The organism is Ferrimonas sediminum (genome assembly GCF_900100175.1).
Classification (GTDB): domain Bacteria; phylum Pseudomonadota; class Gammaproteobacteria; order Enterobacterales; family Shewanellaceae; genus Ferrimonas; species Ferrimonas sediminum.
This window is the reverse complement of sequence record NZ_FNEM01000014.1, coordinates 85,737-106,425: the sequence shown is the minus strand read 5'-3', so window position 1 is coordinate 106,425 and position 20,689 is coordinate 85,737. Positions and strand designations below refer to the sequence as shown.

General features: G+C 56.4%; 19 protein-coding genes. 11 read left to right on the top strand and 8 right to left on the bottom strand.

All coding sequences use genetic code 11. From position 1 onward, the window contains the following. Positions 1-172: 172 nt before the first annotated feature. Positions 173-2,500, bottom strand: coding sequence for a helicase-related protein (locus BLT77_RS14975; RefSeq protein ID WP_245709967.1), 2,328 nt, complete (start codon positions 2,498-2,500; stop codon positions 173-175). Between the two features lie 137 nt (positions 2,501-2,637). Here BLT77_RS14975 and mtoX point away from each other — a divergent pair, with 137 nt between their 5' ends. From mtoX to BLT77_RS14940, 7 genes are all read left to right on the top strand, one after another. After that, positions 2,638-3,972, top strand: a complete 1,335-nt coding sequence (mtoX, locus tag BLT77_RS14970; protein ID WP_090366847.1) for a methanethiol oxidase — start codon at positions 2,638-2,640, stop codon at positions 3,970-3,972. Next, on the top strand, positions 3,969-4,676 hold the full coding sequence (locus tag BLT77_RS14965; protein ID WP_090366845.1) for an SCO family protein: 708 nt from the start codon (positions 3,969-3,971) through the stop codon (positions 4,674-4,676). The genes mtoX and BLT77_RS14965 overlap by 4 nt, the downstream gene beginning before the upstream one ends. A gap of 111 nt (positions 4,677-4,787) precedes the next feature. Further along, positions 4,788-5,177: a hypothetical protein gene (locus tag BLT77_RS14960; RefSeq protein ID WP_090366843.1), complete on the top strand. Its 390-nt coding sequence runs from the start codon at positions 4,788-4,790 to the stop codon at positions 5,175-5,177. Beyond that, on the top strand, positions 5,177-5,458 hold the full coding sequence (locus tag BLT77_RS14955) for a GIY-YIG nuclease family protein (RefSeq protein ID WP_176819330.1): 282 nt from the start codon (positions 5,177-5,179) through the stop codon (positions 5,456-5,458). The genes BLT77_RS14960 and BLT77_RS14955 overlap by 1 nt, the downstream gene beginning before the upstream one ends. 28 nt (positions 5,459-5,486) lie before the next feature. Further along, a complete protein-coding gene (locus BLT77_RS14950; protein ID WP_090366841.1) occupies positions 5,487-5,993 on the top strand; it encodes a hypothetical protein in 507 nt (168 codons plus the stop codon). Positions 5,994-6,033: 40 nt separating this feature from the next. Continuing rightward, positions 6,034-6,783 carry an alpha/beta hydrolase gene (locus BLT77_RS14945; RefSeq protein WP_090366839.1) on the top strand — a complete coding sequence of 250 codons (750 nt, stop codon included), beginning with the start codon at positions 6,034-6,036 and terminating at the stop codon, positions 6,781-6,783. 265 nt (positions 6,784-7,048) lie between these two features. Continuing rightward, the gene (locus BLT77_RS14940) at positions 7,049-7,954 is read left to right on the top strand and encodes a LysR family transcriptional regulator (RefSeq protein ID WP_090366837.1); all 906 of its coding nucleotides are present in this window, start codon (positions 7,049-7,051) and stop codon (positions 7,952-7,954) included. 293 nt (positions 7,955-8,247) lie between these two features. Here the strand turns inward: BLT77_RS14940 and norR are convergent, their stop codons facing one another. Further along, complete coding sequence (norR, locus tag BLT77_RS14935; protein WP_090366836.1) at positions 8,248-9,771, bottom strand: nitric oxide reductase transcriptional regulator NorR; 1,524 nt, start codon at positions 9,769-9,771, stop codon at positions 8,248-8,250. Between the two features lie 177 nt (positions 9,772-9,948). On the opposite strand from norR, the gene norV reads away from it, so the two are divergent. From norV to BLT77_RS14920, 3 genes are read left to right on the top strand one after another with little or no spacing between them, the layout of a single operon-like run. Continuing rightward, positions 9,949-11,439, top strand: coding sequence for an anaerobic nitric oxide reductase flavorubredoxin (norV, locus tag BLT77_RS14930; protein WP_090366834.1), 1,491 nt, complete (start codon positions 9,949-9,951; stop codon positions 11,437-11,439). Next, positions 11,436-12,572, top strand: a complete 1,137-nt coding sequence (norW, locus tag BLT77_RS14925) for an NADH:flavorubredoxin reductase NorW (RefSeq protein ID WP_090366832.1) — start codon at positions 11,436-11,438, stop codon at positions 12,570-12,572. Before norV ends, norW begins: the two co-directional genes overlap by 4 nt. 23 nt (positions 12,573-12,595) lie before the next feature. Continuing rightward, a complete protein-coding gene (locus tag BLT77_RS14920) occupies positions 12,596-12,931 on the top strand; it encodes a TehB family protein (protein WP_090366830.1) in 336 nt (111 codons plus the stop codon). 269 nt (positions 12,932-13,200) lie between these two features. Here the strand turns inward: BLT77_RS14920 and BLT77_RS14915 are convergent, their stop codons facing one another. The 3 genes from BLT77_RS14915 to BLT77_RS14905 all read right to left on the bottom strand — a co-directional run bounded on the left by BLT77_RS14915 (position 13,201) and on the right by BLT77_RS14905 (position 17,057). After that, complete coding sequence (locus BLT77_RS14915) at positions 13,201-14,274, bottom strand: hypothetical protein (protein ID WP_090366829.1); 1,074 nt, start codon at positions 14,272-14,274, stop codon at positions 13,201-13,203. A gap of 1,141 nt (positions 14,275-15,415) precedes the next feature. After that, positions 15,416-15,907 (bottom strand): GNAT family N-acetyltransferase, encoded by a 492-nt coding sequence (locus BLT77_RS14910; protein ID WP_090366827.1) that lies wholly within the window; start codon positions 15,905-15,907, stop codon positions 15,416-15,418. 31 nt (positions 15,908-15,938) lie between these two features. Next, positions 15,939-17,057: a S41 family peptidase gene (locus BLT77_RS14905; RefSeq protein ID WP_176819329.1), complete on the bottom strand. Its 1,119-nt coding sequence runs from the start codon at positions 17,055-17,057 to the stop codon at positions 15,939-15,941. A gap of 765 nt (positions 17,058-17,822) precedes the next feature. Between BLT77_RS14905 and BLT77_RS14900 the strand changes: the two genes are divergently transcribed. After that, positions 17,823-18,863, top strand: coding sequence for a DUF4382 domain-containing protein (locus BLT77_RS14900; protein ID WP_090366823.1), 1,041 nt, complete (start codon positions 17,823-17,825; stop codon positions 18,861-18,863). Positions 18,864-18,888: 25 nt separating this feature from the next. Here the strand turns inward: BLT77_RS14900 and BLT77_RS14895 are convergent, their stop codons facing one another. The 3 genes from BLT77_RS14895 to BLT77_RS14885 all read right to left on the bottom strand — a co-directional run bounded on the left by BLT77_RS14895 (position 18,889) and on the right by BLT77_RS14885 (position 20,575). Beyond that, positions 18,889-19,341, bottom strand: a complete 453-nt coding sequence (locus BLT77_RS14895) for a GNAT family N-acetyltransferase (RefSeq protein ID WP_245709966.1) — start codon at positions 19,339-19,341, stop codon at positions 18,889-18,891. Between the two features lie 18 nt (positions 19,342-19,359). Then, entirely contained in the window at positions 19,360-19,710 is a 351-nt protein-coding gene (locus BLT77_RS14890) for a hypothetical protein (RefSeq protein ID WP_090366819.1), read from the bottom strand. Positions 19,711-19,813: 103 nt separating this feature from the next. Then, positions 19,814-20,575 (bottom strand): helix-turn-helix transcriptional regulator, encoded by a 762-nt coding sequence (locus tag BLT77_RS14885; protein ID WP_090366817.1) that lies wholly within the window; start codon positions 20,573-20,575, stop codon positions 19,814-19,816. Positions 20,576-20,689: the final 114 nt, after the last annotated feature.

The following is a 20,689-nucleotide window of genomic DNA, read 5'->3' as shown; positions in this document are numbered from 1 at the left end:
GATAGTTAACTGCCCAAAAGACAGGCATACCCCTTTGGGGGTATTCCCCCAAAAACTTATTTTGGATCAAACTTTTGGAGAAAGTAAGAGGGATGTTTGAAACTTTTTTTCGAAAGCGGCCTGCAATCTGGATCTTGGTCACTCTCAAATTCGGCCGCGATTTTTGATGATTTTACAAAACTGCAACTGTTCGGCTGGCTTTGCGATAAAAAACCCGCCACCCCTGCCATCGGGGTAGCTCCCAACGCTTAGGTCCGGCTTTGCGACTGCCTTGATGATAAACCACGGTCACCCGCTTACGAGAACAGTCGTACTCCACCGTCAGTTTCAGCTCCGCCAGGGTTAGCCGCGACGGAAAACGCTCGTCAAACTCCTGTCGCTGCCACTCGGGTACCCCCTCAAAGACAAGCTCCTCCTCATCGATAAGGTCAAGATCCTCCACGGTTTCCACGCCCAGAGACTGTAACCGCTGCCGCAACCAGTCTGCCGCCGATGCCGGCACCTCGCCTTCTCCCTGGCCAAGCGCCACCCACAGCTCCCAGGCCCACAGATCCCGGCGCAGCCGCGACCCGTCGTCGGCGAAATGCTTACCACCGAGAATCTGTTCCACCAGCAGATCCAGCGTCAGGGCGGCGCTGTCGGTGCACTCGGTCTCCCCCAGGATGCGGCCGGCGTAGATCACCGACGCCATCAGGGTGACGCCATCCTCCTGCAATACCGGCGCCTGCAACTCGCCGAGGCCGGCAGCCACCAGAGATTTCAGGGGCACCGGCGCCATGCAGGTGGCCAGGTTCAGCGTCTGCCGGGTGCCCCGCCCGGGCAGGGAAAACTGGTCAAACACCACCGCCGCCTCCTCTGCGTCATCGAAGCGGCTGTCCCGCCCCTGTTGAACCTCGGCAAAGCCGTTGCCCAGCGCCTGACGTCGTTTCTGCCGCCGCACAAACACCAGATCCGGTTGGGCGCGAATCACCGCCGCCAACCAGCTGGCCCGGTCTATAGGAGTGGCCGCAGACAGCTGCGGCAGGCTTAAAGCCTGACGAATCTGGTTGGCCAGTAGCCGTGCCTCGCCCAATAGCTGGGCATCACAGCTGAGCGGTTCCGGCAACGGCCGGCGTAACAGTTGCACCAGAGTCAGGGCGTCACACGCCAGCGGCTGCCACTCTTTCAATGCCTTTAGCCCTGCTTCCGAGGTCGGTGGCTGCCACAGCCGCGCACCGATGCTCAACGCCGCCGCCAGATCGACCATGGCTTCACGGCAGCCCTTGTCCTCCATGGCGGTGATCAGGTGGGCAAACTGGGTGTCGATAGGCAGGGGATACAGGCGCCGGCCATGTTCCGTCACCCGCCCCCGTTCATCGATGGCCTGCATCTGCAGCAGTTTGTCCCGGGCCAGAGTCAGGGACTTGGCCGGCAGGCCATCCACAAACTGCAGCGATGCCATCACCTCACCGGAACAGGCCGCCGCCAGCATCGGCTCTACCAACTCCTCGCGCTGCAACTCCGGCGGGGTCAGCCCCTCCAGAGGTGCATGCTGGCCCCACAGCCGATAACAGACGCCGGCTTGCACCCGTCCGGCCCGGCCGGCCCGCTGCGCCGCACTGGCCTTGGAGATGCGGTGCAGCCCCAGCACCGTCCGGCCGTTGCGCTGGTGCGTCCGCCGCTCCAGCCCCGAGTCCACCACGCAGGTGACCCCGGGAATAGTCAGCGAGGTTTCCGCCACATTGGTCGCCAGAATAATTCGCCGCCGAGGTCCCTGCTGCAGCGCCGCCCGCTGGGCGTCATTGCTGGCCGAACCGTGCAGCGGCACCAACTGCGCCTCCAACTCGCCCAGGGCCGACTGACACTGCTGAATCTCGCGCTTGCCCGGCAAAAACACCAGCACGTCGCCGGAGGTCTGCGCCAGCCCCGCCATCGCCGCCTCCTTCACTCGCTGAGACAGGTTGCGGTCGTCCGCCAACTGCTGGCCGTCCCGGGCCCGATACTGGATGGAAACCTCAAACTGCCGACCCTGTGCCTGCAATCTATCGCCCTGCAGGTACTCGCTGAGCCGGGCACCATCGATGGTGGCCGACGTCAGCACCAACCGATGTGCGGCGCGCTTTTTCAGCAGCGCCAGCAGCAGATCGGTGTCCCAGCGACGCTCGTGAAACTCGTCGATGATCACCGTATCAAACCCCGCCAGCCCGGTTTCGCTGAGCCACCTCAGGGCCACCCCCGGGGTTACGAAGGCCACCTGGGTCTTCTCATCGACTGTGGACTCAAAGCGGATGGCGTGGCCGATGGCCAGTGGCGACTGCTGATTAAGGAACTGAGACAACGCCACGCAAGCCACCCGCCGCGGCTCCACCACCAATACCCGACCCCGTTCTGCCGCCCACAGGGGCAGCCGGGTGGATTTACCCGAGCCGGTTTGCGACTCCACCACCAGGTGGTGGTGTTCGAGCAGAGAGACAAATTGGTGGTGCAAAATATCGATGGGCAGTGACATGGGGATGGGCAAACAGTGGGTTCAATGCTGGCCAGTGTACCCCAGTTGCCCCGGCCTCGCCCAGTCCGGGCCATTCGACCCGGTGCCAACCCTGTCTACACTTAATAGGTTCGATTCTGACTGTGGCACTTGCCACTGTGGAGTGTGTTATGCGTCTGCCCCTGCTGCTTGCCTGTGCCACGCTGCTGTTCATCGGCCCCTCACAGGCCGACGAGACCTGCATGTCCCCCTACATGGCCAAGATCACCGGTCAGGAAGATCTGGTGTATGTCTGGACGCTGGGCGTCGACGGCGTGGGCGACGGCCAGGACAAACTGGTCACCGTGGATGTCAATCCGGCCTCGCGCCAATACGGCACCGTCATCCACTCCCTGTCCGTGGGTGGCCGCCATGAAGCGCACCACAGCGGCTTTACCGACGACCGCCGCTTCCTGTGGGCCGGTGGCCTCGATAGCTCCAAGATTTTTGTCTTTGACATCTACAGCAACCCGGCCAGGCCGAGATTGCATAAGGTGATCGACGATTTTGTCAGCGCTTCCGGCGGTGTGATCGGTCCCCATACTCACTATGCCCTGCCCGGGCGCATGCTGCTCAGCGGCCTGTCCAATAACAAAGACAAAGGCGGGCGCACCGCGCTGGTGGAGTACAGCAACAGCGGTGACTACATCGCCACCCACTGGATTCCCGACCAGGCTCCGCCAGACTCACTGTTCAGCGGCGCCGATGGCTATGGCTACGACGTGCGGGCCCTGCCTCGGCTCAATGTGATGGTCTCCAGCTCCTTCACCGGCCACGACAACTACATGGCCCCCCTGTCCGAGGTGGTATCCAGTCCGGAGCGGTTGGCCAAATTCGGCAACACCATGGTGGTCTGGAACCTTCACACCCGCCAGCCCCAGCAGGTGCTGGAGGTACCGGGTGCGCCACTGGAGATTCGCTGTGCCTGGGACCCGTCCCATAACTACTGCTTTACCACCACCGCCCTGACTTCGAAATTGTGGCTGGTCGCCATGGATGCCAAACGCCGCTGGCACGCCACCGCCGTCGCCGACATCGGCGATGCCGCCGCCATGCCACTGCCGGTGGACATCTCCATCTCCAGCGGCGACGACCAGCTGTGGGTCAATACCTGGAACGACGGCACCACCCGCCTGTTTGACATCCGTAATCCGAATGCGCCCAAGCAGGTGTATCAACTCAAGATTGGCGAGCAGGTCAACATGGTGTCGCAAAGCTGGGACGGCAAGCGGCTGTACTATACCTCGTCGCTGCTGGCCAACTGGGACAAAACCGAGTCCGCCAGCGGTGAAGACCTGCAATATTTCAAGGCGTATCACTGGAACGGCAAGGCACTGGAGCCCCAGTTCAGCATCGATTTCCACCAACAGAAGCTCGGCAGCCCGCATCAGATGCGACTGTCAGCGTACGCCCTGTACGGGGTTCGCCCACAACCGGCAGCCATTACTGTTGAGGTAAGCCCATGACCCTCTCCACACTCAGCCTGAGAGTACTGCTGCTAGCCGCCCTGGCTCTGTCCGCCAGCCTGTTCGCCAGCCAGGATCCTCACCGGGATCATCGCAGCGACGCAAAAACCGCTCCCGGATACCACCCACTGGCCTTTCCTGCCCCGAAACCGGGCAGCTACGCCCTGCCCGTCATCGGCACTGCACCCGATGGTGAGGTGCTGCTGGATACCGGTCAACGCACTCGCCTGCACCAGGTGTTTGATGACAAACTGGTGGTGCTGAGTTTTATCTATACCCACTGCCCCGATCCTAACGGCTGCCCGCTGGCCAGCTATGTACTAGCACAGCTGCAGAAGCAGATCACCCAGCACCAGAACCTGAGTAAACGGGTAAAGTTGGTCAGCCTGAGCTTTGACCCCGACAACGATCCGCCCCACATCCTGGCCGCCTACGGCCGCCATTTCCGTTCACCGCTAGGCCAGTGGGATTTTTTGACCACCGAAGGCCATCAGCAGTTGCAGCCGATTCTGGACAACTACAACCAGTGGGTGACGCCGGTTGTCGGCCCCCAGGGCCAGGCCACCGGCATGCTGTCACACCTGCTGCGGGTGTACCTTATCGACCGGCAAAACCGGATCCGCAATATCTACTCCACCAGCTATCTGCACACCAGGCTGTTGCTGGCCGACCTGCAAACCCTGGCGGCAGAGGAACCGGATTAGGTCAGCGGCAGCAATGATTTACAGCGTCTTCGTAAGCTATTATCCTGTAACTAATCAGACGCAGCGCCGGTCTCTGAAACCATGGTTCATGCAACAAAGGAAGTCCTCAATATGTCACGCTGGCAACTGCTGTTTTGGGGGATCCTGCTGGTGGCGGTGATGTCCCTGATGGCACTGCTACTCACGCCGAAGACCAGCTTCGCCCATTGGTGTTTGCTGTCCATCAGCACCCTGTTGATCTACCCCTGTTTCGGCTTCGCCTATCAGGTACCGATCGGCGCACTGTGGATGGCGCGACTGAATGCCGGTCTGGTGATCGTCAGCTTCGCCTTTATGCTGTTGATGGGGTTGTTCTACACCTTTGAAAATTTCGACTTGCTGCATATCGCCGAATTTATCGGCATGTTCGCCGCAATATTGCTACTGATGCACCCGCCTTACCAATATGCCTTCCGCAGTCCACATCTGTGGAAAACCAAAGGCATTGTGGTGGCATTCTGATGTCATTGTGGTCACTTTATCTGGTTCGAACCCGCAGTGGCAGCCTGTATACCGGCATTACCACCGACGTATCCCGGCGCTTTTGTCAGCACCAAAATGGCACCGGCGCCAAAGCCCTTAGGGGCAAAGGACCGCTGACGCTGGCGTTTCATACCGAGGTCGGCGACCGCTCACAAGCCTCGAAACTGGAATACCAAATTAAGCAGCTTCATAAATCCCATAAAGAACGCCTGATTCAAACCGGCGCCTTGCCCGAAGAGCTGCAAGTACCAACACCGTAACCAAGGTGACAATCAGGATGACAACGCAATGACGAAATCCGTTTGGCTGCTGCTGATCTGCCTGGGCATCAGCCCGATCGCCCTGGCGGAACGGTTTGACCTGTCCAGCTACCACAACAGCAACCAACTGGTGTGGGACAACCACTTTCGGCAGCACACTCAAACGTTTTTTGGCAACCACCAGCAGCAGTACTTCTGGAAAGCGCCAACCCATGAACAGTTTCTGGCTGGTTTGGGCGGGCCGCCACACCCCCTGAAAAGTCTGGACACACACACCTATCTGGCCAGCGCCTGCCGGGCCCACTCCTGCTTTGAAAAATCGGCCTACATCAGCAATGCCAGCCAGGAGTTGTATGCCATGCTGGCGTACCAGTGTCCCGGCGACGATGGCCACACCGACTACCGCCAGGCCGGCTGTTTGTTGATCTTCTACCGCGATCCGGACGCCCTGGCTCAGCTCAAGGCACCGCTGCTGAGGTGGCAGGCCAGCCACGCCAAAGACGCCAGCCTGCATGAAATTGCACTGGGCGAGTAAGCCTCACACCCGAATTCGGCAAAAACGGAGCTTCAACGGAATGAAACTACCGCTGACCACCCTGTGGTTACTGCTGTGGACAGCAGTGGCCGTCGCCCAACCTTCGGTCATCATCGATCCGGAGCGGGGCCGCCCCATCCCCATTGAGGTGCACCTTCCGGGCAAACCGCCACAGTGCCAGGTGCACTCTCCCTGTTCGGTGGCCCTGGTCAGCGCCGGTTATGGCGTCTCTCATCAGGACTATCAATTCCTGGTGCAGCCTCTGGTCAAGATGAACTACCTGGTGATCACGGTCGGCCACGAACTGGCGTCGGATCCGCCGCTGGCGGTCACCGGTAACCTCTACCAGCAGCGACAAGAAAACTGGATACGGGGTGCAGCCACGCTGGATTTCCTGCGCCGGTCCCTGAAACCAAACTACCAGGGTTTCGATTTCGATCGGCTGCTGTTGGTTGGCCACTCTAACGGCGGCGATCTGTCCACCTGGCTGGCAAACCATCAAGGCCACTATGTTCGGCAACTGATCACCTTGGATCACCGCCGAGTGCCCCTGCCCAGAGATCCAGACATCGCCGTTTTGTCGATTCGGGCCGGTGATTTTGCCGCCGATGAAGGCGTACTGCCAGCCGCGCACGAGTTGCCGTCAAGCCACGACATTGTAGTAGCCACCCTCGCCCAGGCCCGCCACAACGACATGACCGACCGCGGTCCCCCCTGGCTCAAACAGGCCATTACGACCCACATTGGGCGCTTTTTACAGCCGTCAAAGCGAACCGCCGGAGTGGGGTAATAGCAGAAAATGGGCAAAAAAAAGGCACCTTCCGTGGTGCTTAGGCCTCCCATGGCGATGGCTGCAACGGCAGCCACAGGGAATGAAGTACAGACATCCAGTCTACAAGGGTTGATGAAATCGCCTTCCTAAATCCTTAGCTGACAGGTCAGATAAGCAGTTACGGCTCGGACTGACTGGCAATCCGTAGCCGTATCTTACCTTCTGCAGTTAAAACCTGTAGTATCAACCAACTCAAAACAATTTAAACCAACAGTTAAAAGCAATGAACATCGAACTGAGTCGCTATCTGCCAGCCTTCATCAGCGCCGCCCAGACCCACAGCTTTTCCGATGCGGCCCGCAAGCTCGGCGTCAGCCCAGCCGCCATCAGCAAGAGCATCAAATCTCTGGAGGTGGCACTGGGAGTGCGGCTGTTCCATCGCACCACCCACGACCTGTCGCTCACCGACGAAGGCCGTGCCTTTGCCCGAAAGGTGGCACCGGTAGTGAATGAACTCAGCGACATTCTGGCAACGGCTCAATCCTTTACCGAGCGGCCCAGCGGCCGGTTGCGGGTCAGCCTGCCCTACAGCTACGGCCGTGAGTACGTGCTGCCGCTGGTTCGACCGTTTCTAGACCGTTACCCGGAGATAGAGCTGGATCTGCGCTTCGAAGATCGGGTGGTGGACATGGTAAAAGAGGGGATCGATGTGGCCATCGGCAACCACCTGCAGGCCGACAGCCGCCTGGTGGCCCGCACCCTGGGACCGGTTAAGTTGGTTACCCTGGCCTCACCGGATTTTCTGCACCGCTACGGCATACCCAACCACCCGGACGACCTGGATCGCTTCAACTGTATCCGCTTTCGCATGGCGTCCAGCCAGCGACTGGTGCCCTGGACCTTCTGCAGCCCCGATGGTCAGGCGTTCAGCAAGGATCAGGTGAAATCCAACGTCTCAACCACCAATGTGGAACTGGGGCTGGAGCTGGCAAAAGACGGCATCGGCATCACCCTGGCGGCGGCCAAAATTGCCCAGCCTTATCTGAATGACGGCTCACTGATCCAGATTCTGAAAGACTACTGTGCCGATCGGCCGCCGTTTATGATCTATTACGCCTCCAACAAACAACTGGCCCCGAAAACCCGGGTGTTTATCGATTTTGTCATCAGCCATCTGGTTCCGAAATAGCGCCCTTACAAACGCCCCGCGATCAGAAAGCGGTGACAAAAAAAGCCAGCCCCGGAGGGCTGGCTTTTATTTTTGTCAGAGTCTCAGTCCAGGTCGGACAGATCCTGTTCATCGCCGTCGATCTCCGGGGCAAACAGGTACAGTGATGCCATGATGGTCTCAACCAGAGCGCGCATGGTCAGTCTCCCGAGGTCTTGGGATTGGGCGGCCAAACCGGCACCGCCGCAGAATGTGAGCCTGAGTATAGTCAACCCTGCCTTGACCGAAGCTGACCGGCCCCCCAAATGATCGGGCTACTTCAGACCCAACCTCCTCGCCAGCCGGTGCAGGTTGCCACTGTCCATCTGCAGCCGCCTGGCCGCCGCCGACCAGTTACCGTCGACCGCTTCCAGTGCCTGCCGAATCAAGCGGGTCTGAAACTGATCGGTGGCTTCCCGCAAGGCCGCGGGCTCAGCGCCATCCTGATCCGCCATGTCCGGCTGCGGGCTGGCCGGCGTCTGCCCCAGCCTCAGCATAGCCGGCTCAATGGCGATGCGATCGCCACTCTGAGCCGAACGGGCCACCACCGCCGCCCGAAACAGGCAATGCTCCAGCTCGCGCACGTTGCCGGGCCAGGCGTACGCCATCACGGCCTGTTGGGCTGCGTCGGTCAGGCTCAAGCCGGACAACCCCAGCTTGCTGCGGCTACGCTCGAGGAAAAAACCGCACAGCAACGCCACATCCTGGCCCCGGCTGCGCAGCGGCGGCACCCACAGCGGAAACACGCTGAGGCGATGGTACAGATCGGCACGAAATCGGCCCTCGCTGACCTCCTGCTTCAGATCCCGGTTGGTGGCGGCAATAATGCGCACATCCACCTGAACCGGCTGATCACTGCCGACCCGCTGCAGATCGCCGTACTGCAGCACCCGCAGCAGCTTGGCCTGCAACGACAACGGCAACTCGCCGATCTCATCCAAAAACAGGGTGCCGCCATCGGCCATCTCAAACTTACCCTGGCGGTGACTGATGGCACCGGTAAAGGCCCCTTTCACATGGCCAAACAGCTCGCTTTCGGCCACCGACTCCGGCAGCGCGGCGCAGTTGAGGTACACCAGGGGTCGAGCCGCCCGGGGCGACTGGGCGTGAATCGCTTCCGCCACCAGCTCCTTCCCCACCCCGGTCTCTCCGGTCACCAGGGCGGTCAGATCCGTGGACGAGACAATGCCAATCTCCCGCTTCAGATCCAGCATCGCTGCCGACTGGCCGATGATCTCACCCGGCTGTGCCGACTGGGGGCGCCCCACCCGCTCGCCGCCGCCAGCGGACAGCAGTTCCAGCTCCTCCACCAACAGCGCATTATTCAGGCTGGCGGCGGCCAACGCCGTCACCGCCCTCAGCTCTCGGTCACTGAAGCCATCAAACTGATTGGGGTTAAAACCGTCAATGGTGACCGCGCCGATCAACCGCTGGTTCACCAGCAGCGGCAAGCCGATGCAGGCGTGCACTTTCAGATCGCTGGGGTGGTTGGCAATCAGGCCGTCGTAGGGATCCGGCAACTGGCTGTCGGCGGGAAACCGCACCACATCACCGGCTCTGGCGATGGCCTCGAGCCTCGGATGATCGGCGATGACAAAACGGCGGCCCAGCACTTCGGCCTCCATGCCATTGGTGGCCAATGGCTCAAAATGGTGGCCGCTGAGCTTCAGCAGCGCCGCCGCATCGCAGGCCACCAGATCCCGAATGGTGGTCAGCAGACGCTGAAACCGATCCGCATCGGAGATGCCGGAGGTTAGATCCAACGCCAGTTCGGCAAACTCATCCAACTGCAAACTCATGGGCTCTTTACCTATGTCAATATGACAAACATCTGTCTTTATGACACTAGCCGATCATTGTCAAAATGACAATGTCGTTTTTTCAAAGCCTTTAAATACAAGCAGTTAATTGTTGGCACGGTCAGTGCAATAACTCAGGCAAGCAAAACGTATTTATTTGAACTCTGAGGCAACACCATGGCTATTCACGTTAAAAACAACATCCACTGGGTCGGGCAACGGGACTGGGAAGTGCGCGACTTCCACGGCACCGAATTTAAGATGCCGAAAGGCACCAGCTACAACAGCTACCTGATTCGGGAAGAGAAGACCGTGCTCATCGACACCGTTGATCACCGTTTCAGCCACGAGTTTGTGCATAACCTCAGCCAGGAAGTGGATCTGAACAGCATCGACTTCATCGTTATCAACCACGCCGAAGAGGATCACGCCGGCGCCCTAGCCGCCCTGCTGGAGAAGATTCCCGGCACGCCCATCTACTGCAGCGAAAATGCCATCGATTCCATCACCGGCCACCACCACCGTCCGGACTGGAACTTCCACACCGTGAAAACCGGCGACAGCGTCGACATCGGTAACGGCAAACAGCTGGTGTTCATCGAAGCGCCGATGCTGCACTGGCCCGACAGCATGATGACCTACCTGACCGGCGACGCGGTGCTGTTCTCCAATGACGCCTTCGGCCAGCACTACTGCGACGAGCACCTGTTCAACGACGAGGTGGATCAGGCCGAACTGGAGGAGCAGTGCCTGCGCTACTACTCCAACATCCTGACGCCGTTCAGCGCCCTGGTGACCGCCAAGATCAAAGAGGTGCTGAGCTTCAACCTGCCGGTGGAGATGATCGCCACCTCCCACGGCATCGTCTGGCGCGACAACCCGGTGCAGATCATCGAGAAGTACCTGAAGTGGGCCGACGACTACCAGGAGGACCGCATCACCCTGTTCTACGACTCCATGTCCGGCAATACCCGTATGATGGCCGACGCCCTGGCCCAGGGCATCCATGACATCGACCCGAAAGTGGCGGTAAAAGTCTTTAACGTCTCCAAACACGACAAAAACGAGATTTTATCCAACCTGTTCCGTTCCAAGGCGGTACTGGTAGGCTCCTCCACCATGAACAACGTGATGATGCCGAAGATCGCCGCCATGCTGGAGGAGATCACCGGCCTCAGGTTCAAGAACAAGTACGCCGCCGCCTTTGGCAGTTTCGGCTGGAATGGCGGCGCCGTCGACCGCATTCAGGTGCGGTTGCAGGACGCCGGTTTCGATACCGCCGCCAGCCTGAAGGTGAAGTGGAAACCCGATGGCAACGCCCTCAATGACTGCCGTGAGCACGGCCGCCAGTTGGCGCGCCAGTGGGCGCTGGCCCAGATTGAACAGCCCGCCCCAAAATCCGTGCCCAGCGATGTGGTCGCCTACCCGGCAGCTACCTCCCAGGCAGAGGTTCAGGCTCCAGCACCCGGCGCCAGCAACAGCGCCAGCGACGAAGCCGACATGCTGTGCACCGTGTGCCAGTGGGTCTATCGCAGCGCCGAGGGTGAGCCTAACCAAGGCGTCGCACCGGGCACCCCCTGGTCCCAGGTGCCGGATCACTTCCTGTGCCCGGAATGTGGCATCGGCAAGCAGGTGTTCGACGCAGTGAAAAAAGAGGACGCAGCATGAGTGCCCCGCTGGTGATTGTCGGCAGCGGCTTTGCTGCCTATCAACTGGTCAAGGCGCTGCGGCGTCTGGACAGCGAACATCCCATTACCCTGATCACCCAGGGCAGCGGCGACGAATATTCCAAGCCGGAGATCAGCCACGTCTTCAGCAAGGGCCAGCCGGCCAATCAGTTGATTCAGCGTCGGGGCGAGGTATTCGCCGAGGAGATGAACCTGACCCTGATGGCCCACACCCGGGTCAAAGCCATCGACATCGCCAACCAGCGGCTGGACACCAGCGGCGGCAGCGTCGACTACCAGCAGTTGGTGCTGGCCACCGGCGCCTCGGCCATGGTGCCGGTGATCGACGGCGATGCCGGCGGCGACCTCATTACCCTCAACAGCCTGGATGCCTACCACAAGGTGGAGCAGCGCTTGTCGCAGGCGCGGTCGGTAATGGTGATTGGCGCCGGTTTGATCGGCACCGAGATGGCGATGGACTTGGCCAGTGCCGGCCGTCAGGTGGTGTTGTGCGATCGGGCCGAGCGGGTACTGCCGCAATTGCTGCCACCGTTCATCTCCGCCCAACTGGCCGGCGTATTGCAGCAGCAAGGGGTCAACCTGGCGCTCAGTGACTCGCTGCGGCGCCTGAGCCGCGATGGCGATACTCTGGTCGCCACCATGACCAGTGGCCAGCAGCATCGGGTAGACGAAGCGATCTGCGCCACCGGCCTGATGCCGAACACCGCCCTGGCGGCCGCCGCCGGCCTGATGGTCAACAAAGGCATTGTGGTCGACAACCAGCTACGAAGCAGCGACCCTCAGGTATTCGCCCTGGGCGACTGCGCCGAAGTGGAGGGTAAGCACGAGCCGTTCCTGCAACCGATTCTGCTGGCCGCCAATGCCCTGGCCCAGACCCTGAGCGGCACCGCTACCGCCCGCCATGGGGCACCGATGATGGTGAAGGTAAAAACGCCGCTGATGCCGATGCAACTGGCTGGCGACACCCACAGCGCCAGCCGCTGGCAGGTGGAGATCACCGACGGCGGCCTCACCGCCCAGGCACTGAACGACAGCGATCAACTGCAGGGGTTTGTGGTCAGTGGTGACCACCAGCCCCAGGGCTTTGCCCTGCTACGACAACTGAATTCCTGATTAATCCGAGTAAGGAGAACACCATGAGCCACTTACGCATTCCAGCCAACTGGACCATTCAGCGCTCCACCCCGTTCTTTACCAAAGACACGGTACCGGCGGCCCTGCTCAGCCACCACAACACCGCCGCCGGCGTGTTCGGCCAGCTGTGCGTGATGGAGGGCAGCGTCACCTACTTCGGTTTCCCGGACAAGGACACCCTGGAGCCGGAGCTGGTGGTCACCATCGACGCCGGTCAGTTCGCCACCAGTCCACCGCAATACTGGCATCGCATCGAGCTGTCGGACGACGCCCAGTTCAACATCAACTTCTGGTCCGACAAAGACAAGGGTGATGAAAAGCTGGTGAACACCCAGTAAGCCACCGAGCAAGCACCACGGGCTGAGTCCACTCAGCCCAAGGCTGTGGCCCGATTATTCACCAGCTGCTGAGTAATGAGGCCGCCAGGTGTGTGCGGCCGCACCAGAGCGGGAGGTTTGAAGATTCAATTTGCGCGCTTCCGGCAGAGAGAAACGCGAGGATGGCGGCTTTCGCTACATTGTGGTCATTGAGAGGTTGAAATGTGTTTAACAACAAAGAGGCTAATCAATCCGGCCACCTAATCATACTTTATATGCCTTTGACTGCACTAAAAATCAACATTAGACAAATCAAATATTTCGAGCCCTCTAAATTGACTATCATCGTATGGAGGCACATAAGAGACATATAATATTTTATCACGAACATGCACTCCTTCAACAGTGTATGGAAGGTCTGCGCTATATTTCGATTCTATAGCTCCATCTACAACTTTATAGAAGTACACGTTCTCTCCAGATGCTGCTATCAAAATGGAACCAGTGGAGGTAATCAAGTTGGTTCCATTCAATTGATGCTGGGGGACAAAACTATGAATCACTCTTGGCTCACTTAGTACGCCTTCGGTAAAACCAACAGAAACAACCGACCGAAATGCGGAAAAGTAAAGAACGTTATCAGCAACCTCAACATCAGTGAACAACCAGTCTCCGTCTGAGTTGGACAATGAAGAAAGTACATTGAAGTTCGAATCCAGAACCGTTACCATCTTTGTATCATTGTTCGTTTCGAACAGAAACAAATAACCATCTGGAGATGCTAGGATATTATGTATATATCCATCGCTGCCATATACCACTTTCTCTATATAGTCATTCTCTTTTTTACAAATGGTTTTTATAATGCTGGATAAGCCTCCGTTAGGCTCTGCTCCCATCGCCAATATCGTGCACTCATTAAGCTTTGCAATGCCTGGTCTCATGACTAAAGAGTGTGACGTTTCATATAATTGTTCAAAGTTGCCATTTTCTAATCTCAGCAATTTGACAGTGCCCGACGACTTAACACTCAATACTGTATCATCAAGCGCAACAAGGTTGGCGGCGTTAAAATCATAGTGAGTGTCTACCGATTTGATGTAACCGTCGTCGTTGACCGACACCAAATAAATAGTATTGCCATTCGAAATTGCGGTTCTATTTCCAAAATTTGAAAAAAATCGTTCAGGGCCATCGAGCAGTACTTCATCCGTTGCAATCAGTTCAACTGCTAAGTAGTCTTCTGGTGGAACAGTCACTATCTCGTCAGGGCTTTGATCGGGGCCCCCTTGCGAGTCACCATCTGAGCTACATGAAATGACAGCGAAAAGTGTAAACAACAAAAGCCACTTATAATCTACCATCTACTATCTTCCTTAATAATTTGTGAAGGTGGGCGTCCGCCCACCTCAATCGCGATGTTAGTAGCAAACATTCTCGTAGCGAAGAGTCACTGAATTAGAATAGTCACTACAACCATTAGAATTACATGCCTTCACTCTGGCATATGATTGCCTGGAGACATCTACAATTTTTGATGTGGAGGTAACCGTATAAGATAATGCCGTAGGTGCCGACGATGTAGAACTGATGTATATCTTATATGAGGATGCACTTGGAATTGCATCCCAACGAATAATGAACATCCGCCATTGCAGACCATGATGAAAAACTAAACAATAGAGCTAAAAAAACATACTTCATTTTAATCCCTTATGAAAATGAATTTATACATTGAATATGTATCGTATTTATATCAATCTATTGAAACAACCCGTCGGCTGCATTAACTGAACTCAATACATCAAGAACTCTTTCTCATCCAATATGAATTCATTAGCAATAACTTGAAGCTTTATGTAATTAAAATTGGATACCGCCATCCAGGGCTAACACCAAAATACCAAGCAGATTACATTTTGACAACAGCGAGATTATGAGCTTAGTCACAGTCTAAACTTTACAGGAGGAAATGTGGCACAAGCCAATATCCACCACTCGACCGCTCTAAGATACATCAATATAACATTCACAATCTCTCTTTGAGCACCGGGCACCCAGCTGAAAAATTGCATTCAAAAATAAATTTTAATCAGCATTTTATATCAATTCGGCTGATCATTTTATGGGACTGCACCCTGTAGGAACACACCTGATGTTTGGTATCAACTAAATGCTTAGCTCCATACTCACTGCTCTATTCGAGCATTTGAAGTTGCAAAGGTCTGTGATTGGAGTTTCAATAATTGCTTCTGAAGGAAATCACAGGAACTCTCTGTAAGATTTTGACCATTGAAAGGTGCAGAGAGTTACCCAAAACAACCCGCCACCTAACAGTTACACAGACACCCATCTCAGTTACACAGACACCCATCTTATGGTCGTTATAGATCAAGGCGTTATCGATACTGATAACCTGGGTGTCTTGTTAAGGCTCTTCTTGTTAAGGATAGAATGCGCGCTTCCGGTATAGAGAAACGTGAAGATGGTGGCTTTGCTAAACTCTCATGGCGACAAAGCCTTTCGATAGGTCACGGCCTTTAAAGAGATTCCGGTAAAACTGATAAACGAGTGAATCTCCATATCGGCGACGTAGCCTCTTTTGGCATAAAACGGGCGGGAAGGATTTCCTAAGTCCACCATGGCAAACAGTTCAAAACACCCGAGCTCTTTTGCCTCCTGCTCGATTCGCTGATGAAGTTTGGCGCCTAAACCTTTTCGCCGATGTGCCCGGTGAATGGAGAAGCTAAACTCCATGCGCCCCATGTCTGCTTTTTTTCCCGATGCCATTCCTATAACTTCGCCATTGAGTTTGGCTACGAAAAACGGGTCCCTGCGCGTTATAAAGCCGGAGATAAACTCAATTTGCTGCTCAGTCGATGGGACAGGTGTGTTCATTATGTAGGGAAGATTCTCCTCGATAATGGAGCGATATAGCGCCAGCACAGACTCGGCATCCGACAATTCGACCCGCTTAACCTCTATTCTTCCCTTCATTTCTCTCTCCCTCGAAAAGGTGCGACTATTTTTATTGTTCTGCGCTCTTGTCCTCGGGCTTTATGGAGCCGTCTTCCAACCAGCGTTGAACACGGCTGATCTCTGAATCCCAGCCCTCTTTATCCGATGGTTCGGGCAAGTAGATATCCGGCGATATGCCGGCAATGTCCACCGGCTGATGGGGCAATCTGAGGCTGCGAGAGGTGGCGTAAAACAGTTCCCGCTGTCCTGAGGGCAGGGTATGCGGTCGCAGGTTAGAGTAGTCGAGAGCGCCATGACTGCTGCGCCCAACGAGTTTTACCTTGAAGCTTTGGCGCACCTGAAGCAGAAACTGTTCACAGGAACTGGCGCAGTCTTCATCAATCAGTACCGCCACTTTCTGTGGCACGTTCTCCGGCATGGAGTCGAAACTTTGATAGCTGAAGGGGGATTCGCCCATTTGAGCATACTCTCCGCTCTTCACACCCCGAAGTTTAGCGATCATTGGATTTACGACAGCGATACAGGATGGATCGTTATTGGCAAATCTCTCGCAGGCTCCCTCGAGAGCCAAGATATTGGCATGGGTTGAAAGAAACTCTACCGATACCTCAGCGGTTTCACCGGAAAGAACGAAGGGGAGAAGCGGGACATAGCTGTCATCAGATCCGCCACCATTTCCTCGAACGTCGATAATCCAGTTCTTTACTCCGACCAGTGACGGGGTGTGTTGGGTCAAGAGCTTAGACAGTACCTTGCCCTGCTCATAAGCAAAGCTGGGAATAGACCAATAGGCAGTCTCGTCAGATAACTTCTCAAAGCCAGGTGTCAGCGAGTCACCCTTAAGGACGTCCTGCAGACTCTTCTTTTCAGACTCGGAGTGAAGTGGCCATATAGTAAGATGGCTGTGTCGCCACGCTTTAAGGTAGCTCTTAATAACAGTGTCACACTCCAGTGCTGACTCTATTCGGTCAATCTTTTTCTTGGCATTCAAAAAAGCGGTATCAAAATGGCTTTGGCCATATTGAGCCAGATGCTGGGGGGCACCGGTATCATTGGTCAAAAGAAAACCTGGCAATGATTCAAGGTCAGATAAACACTGCTGCTGCGTCGTATTTGATAGCGAAATAGGAGAAAAGGTCAACAAAAAGGTCAGCAACAGGTATTTCATCCATGACTCCATGCAGTGTTCTATTGGGACAGTTATTCCTGAAAGAGGAAAATTAATGACATAGAAACAAAGGATGATCAATTTTACAAAATCAACTGGTTACAGAATTGTGACTGTGCTCAGATCCGGGCACTTACACAGACACCCATCTTACGGTCGTTATAGATCAAGGCTTTATCGGTACTGACAATCTGGGTGTCTTGTTAAGGCATTGTTAAGGCATTATCGGGGGCAGGAAACACCCCAGCACTTACACAGACACCCATCTTACGGTCGTTATAGATCAAGGCTTTATCGGTACTGACAACCTGGGTGTCTTGTTAAGGCATTGTTAAGGCATTATCGGGGGCAGGAAACACCCCAGCACCACCTCACCCCTAGCCTGCCGCTGGCCGCACTGTCGGCTGCGCCGGGCCACTGCCAGCTGGCCTTGATGGCCGCCGAACACTTACACAAACACCAATTACAAAGACACCCATCCTACGGTCTTTATAGATTAAGGCCTTACCGGCTTCTGTAACCGGTCACCGGGGCATCTTCCGGGATCTGAGGATCATGGAGGGCAAAGCCTGTCGTCGTCGGAATTGAACGCTGCGTTCCGGAGAAAGGAAAGAAATCGCTAATGGATGAAAATGGAGGGGCCTTTTTAAACCCACAGACGTGACTGGGAAGAAATTTAAAGTGTTATAGATAAGCAGCTTAAATAGCGGCAAACGCATCGCTTGATCCGGATCAATTGCCTTTTCCGGGCCACGCCTAAGCTGTATGTGTTGCTTGTCCATTAGGAGAAGAATGATGACAATTTTTAAAGGAACATTATCAGCAACAACACTGGTTCTGATCGGCGCATGTGGTGGCAGCGATGGAGGCCCCGTCAATACACCCGCTCCTCCTCAAGATACAGGAACATTAACGGTGACCATCTCCGATTCACCGATGAACAATGTAGATCGGGTTTGGCTGAGCATGAATGAACTGGTCATGACCGATGAGCGCGGCTTGGAACACCGCTATGCCGTGCACAACCCGGATTTCGATCTTCTTAACTTTCAAGGCATGAATAGCCACCCCCTCATTACCGGACTGCGGATAGAGCAAGGCCGCTATCACAACGTCCATTTGACCATTCACCCGGGAACCGGCAACCAGGGCAGTGCCGTCGAAAATGGACAAGGACGCCATGGCCTGAAAGCCGAATCTGGGTACCTCCCTATGGCGGATTTAACCGTTATGGGGGGTCAACACCTCATTCATACGCTGGATGTGGATCTTTACCGGGGTATGTTCCAAACCTCGGAAGGGTTTGAATTACGCCATATGGGCATCCGCTCCACCGATTACCCTCATATGGGTCACCTTATCGGTGAAGTGGATCCTCAATGGTTGGCCGACTGCGAGATGGAGTTTGCCTCCTTGAGCTTGCCCGGAGGAGTGTTCAAACACTTAGCCTATCTCTATCCGGACGTTGTAACGGACATCGACCAGATGGCAGACTCAAGCATTAACCGGAACGACCAAAGAGTTCTGCCCACTGCCGTCAGCCCCATCTATGCCGATGCTCAGGGCGACTGGCATTTCGTCATGGGCTACCTGCCTGAAGGGAACTACCGAGTAGGCTACAGCTGCCTGGGCCATTTAGACGACCCCCAAATCGACGACATCAATGACGGAGAGTTTGTCATTTACCGCGACGGTGGCTCGCTAACGGTAGAAGCGGGTGAAGGTGGCGGTCATCAGAACGTTCATGAATGTGGCAATGGTCACTCCGGTGGAGGCCACGGTGGTCACGGTGGTCACGGTGGTTGAGAATTAGAGCGCAAAGACCCCGCGGCTAAACAAAGCGCTCTTCCGTAAACGCCTTCACCAGATAACTGCGCTGGCCGGTCAGCGGGTAGTCGTGCTGCTGCCACACCTCCTTGTAGCCGCGCTTTTGGTAAAAGGGTTTGGCCTGAAACTCCAGCGTGTCCAGCAGGCACCAGCGGCACCCCCGCTGGTGCCCCTGTCGTTCAAACTCCGTCAGCAGTTGCTGACCCAGACCCTGGCCCTGCATGGCCGGGTCAACCCAGAGCCAGTCCAGCTGCAGCCAGTGGCCAAAACTGCTGCCGCTGGCCCCGCCGAGCAGTTCCCCCTCGTCGTTATGCACCGCTACCGCCAGTGGCTTGCGAGTCACTTCCGGCCAGTGCTGACGGTTAAAGTCGCGAATGCGGCCTCTCAAGGTGTCGACCAACTCCGGTGGCGGTGCATCAAACACCTGCAGCTCCATGGCGTCTGTTGTCGTTTTCATTGTTAATGGTTTCCGGGGCTAGTGGGCAGCCGGTCGGCCATAAGCAAAGGCCCGCACCACAATGCACTGACGGGCATAGCCGATGTGCCACAGAGTTTCATCATCGATGGCCAGATCGGCCAGATAGTCGGTGTGATCCAGCTGCGCTTTGGCGGCCTCGATCGCCTGTTGGGTCGACGGCGCATCATCCATGGGAATGAAATACAACACCTGGGTTTGGCAGCTCAGCCCCTGCACCGGCCCCAGCAACACCGCCCCTGGCTGTGCACCATAACTGTGGCTGGCAAACGAGCCGTGCAGGCCGGAGGTACAGCCACCCAGCCCTATGAGTAACGCGATGATAGCCCCGACCCTTCCAAGATTTACCATGCTCGGCTCCCGCTAATGAATTCCTCTCCAAGGTAACCACAGTTTTACCGCACATCAATCACTTCTGCCGTTAGCCCCACTTCGACAGCCTCGTTACCTGCCGCTAATCCAGTAACCCCATGGTGTGGGCCATGCTGATCAGCTGGGCACGGTTTCGGGCGTTCAGCAACTCCTTGATACGATCCAGATGGTAGTTGACCCCGCTCTCGGTCAGAGACAGCTGCTCGGCCACCTCCTCGCTGGAGTTGCCCTCCGCCGTTAACCGCAGAATCGCCAGTGCCCGCTCCGACAGGCAGCTGAAGTTGGCGATGGGGTTGAGCTGCGAGATGCACTGCTCGTTAAATAGCGCCGCATACAGCGCCAGGTGATGGCCGATGTCCGCTTCGTTGGCGGTCAGGTTCTCCAGCAGGGTTTGCCGATCCTGGTCGGAAAAAAATACAAACGCTGCCAGCCAGTCCGGGTGCTGTCGAATCGGCAGGTGCCAGACACCGCGACTGCGAATCTGGTACTCCTCCAACAGGCGGGCAAACTGCTCGCCTTTGGAGCCGTTGAGATCCGGATCCTGCCACACGCTCAGCCCCAACGGGTGCTTATTAAAGTAGGGCTCGTCAGTGGCGGCAAAATGCTGCAGGTAGTGGTGACGAAACGTCAGAATGGCGTCGCTGGAATAGACGCCGCATTTGGCCCGAATCATCTCTTGCGGCAAGCGCCGGCGCAATTTCTTAAATTGGTGCAGCGACGGAATCATCACCTTGGTGGTGATGCCGTAAAAGAAGTGGGTAATGCCGAACTGGGCCAGGTAGTCGCTGGCTCGCTGCAGGTGATCCCCGTCGATGGGGCATTTTTGGGTCTGGATGGTACTCATAACTCGGTGGCAAAAACGGCGGCGGACTCAGTTAGGGGCAAGTATAACCAACTTGCCCCGGCCAATGACTATAAGATCTGCCAGTTCCCCGCAGCCGAGGCGGCGGGGAGTGCG

What these genes read in the sequence shown, in the direction of transcription:
- mtoX (WP_090366847.1), top strand. Translation starts at nt 2,638, where the DNA reads ATGCGTCTGCCCCTGCTGCTTGCCTGTGCCACGCTGCTGTTCATCGGC.
- BLT77_RS14965 (WP_090366845.1), top strand. Translation starts at nt 3,969, where the DNA reads ATGACCCTCTCCACACTCAGCCTGAGAGTACTGCTGCTAGCCGCCCTG.
- BLT77_RS14960 (WP_090366843.1), top strand. Translation starts at nt 4,788, where the DNA reads ATGTCACGCTGGCAACTGCTGTTTTGGGGGATCCTGCTGGTGGCGGTG.
- BLT77_RS14955 (WP_176819330.1), top strand. Translation starts at nt 5,177, where the DNA reads ATGTCATTGTGGTCACTTTATCTGGTTCGAACCCGCAGTGGCAGCCTG.
- BLT77_RS14950 (WP_090366841.1), top strand. Translation starts at nt 5,487, where the DNA reads ATGACGAAATCCGTTTGGCTGCTGCTGATCTGCCTGGGCATCAGCCCG.
- BLT77_RS14945 (WP_090366839.1), top strand. Translation starts at nt 6,034, where the DNA reads ATGAAACTACCGCTGACCACCCTGTGGTTACTGCTGTGGACAGCAGTG.
- BLT77_RS14940 (WP_090366837.1), top strand. Translation starts at nt 7,049, where the DNA reads ATGAACATCGAACTGAGTCGCTATCTGCCAGCCTTCATCAGCGCCGCC.
- norR (WP_090366836.1), bottom strand. Translation starts at nt 9,771, where the DNA reads ATGAGTTTGCAGTTGGATGAGTTTGCCGAACTGGCGTTGGATCTAACC.
- norV (WP_090366834.1), top strand. Translation starts at nt 9,949, where the DNA reads ATGGCTATTCACGTTAAAAACAACATCCACTGGGTCGGGCAACGGGAC.
- norW (WP_090366832.1), top strand. Translation starts at nt 11,436, where the DNA reads ATGAGTGCCCCGCTGGTGATTGTCGGCAGCGGCTTTGCTGCCTATCAA.
- BLT77_RS14920 (WP_090366830.1), top strand. Translation starts at nt 12,596, where the DNA reads ATGAGCCACTTACGCATTCCAGCCAACTGGACCATTCAGCGCTCCACC.
- BLT77_RS14915 (WP_090366829.1), bottom strand. Translation starts at nt 14,274, where the DNA reads ATGGTAGATTATAAGTGGCTTTTGTTGTTTACACTTTTCGCTGTCATT.
- BLT77_RS14910 (WP_090366827.1), bottom strand. Translation starts at nt 15,907, where the DNA reads ATGAAGGGAAGAATAGAGGTTAAGCGGGTCGAATTGTCGGATGCCGAG.
- BLT77_RS14905 (WP_176819329.1), bottom strand. Translation starts at nt 17,057, where the DNA reads ATGAAATACCTGTTGCTGACCTTTTTGTTGACCTTTTCTCCTATTTCG.
- BLT77_RS14900 (WP_090366823.1), top strand. Translation starts at nt 17,823, where the DNA reads ATGTGTTGCTTGTCCATTAGGAGAAGAATGATGACAATTTTTAAAGGA.
- BLT77_RS14895 (WP_245709966.1), bottom strand. Translation starts at nt 19,341, where the DNA reads ATGAAAACGACAACAGACGCCATGGAGCTGCAGGTGTTTGATGCACCG.
- BLT77_RS14890 (WP_090366819.1), bottom strand. Translation starts at nt 19,710, where the DNA reads ATGGTAAATCTTGGAAGGGTCGGGGCTATCATCGCGTTACTCATAGGG.
- BLT77_RS14885 (WP_090366817.1), bottom strand. Translation starts at nt 20,575, where the DNA reads ATGAGTACCATCCAGACCCAAAAATGCCCCATCGACGGGGATCACCTG.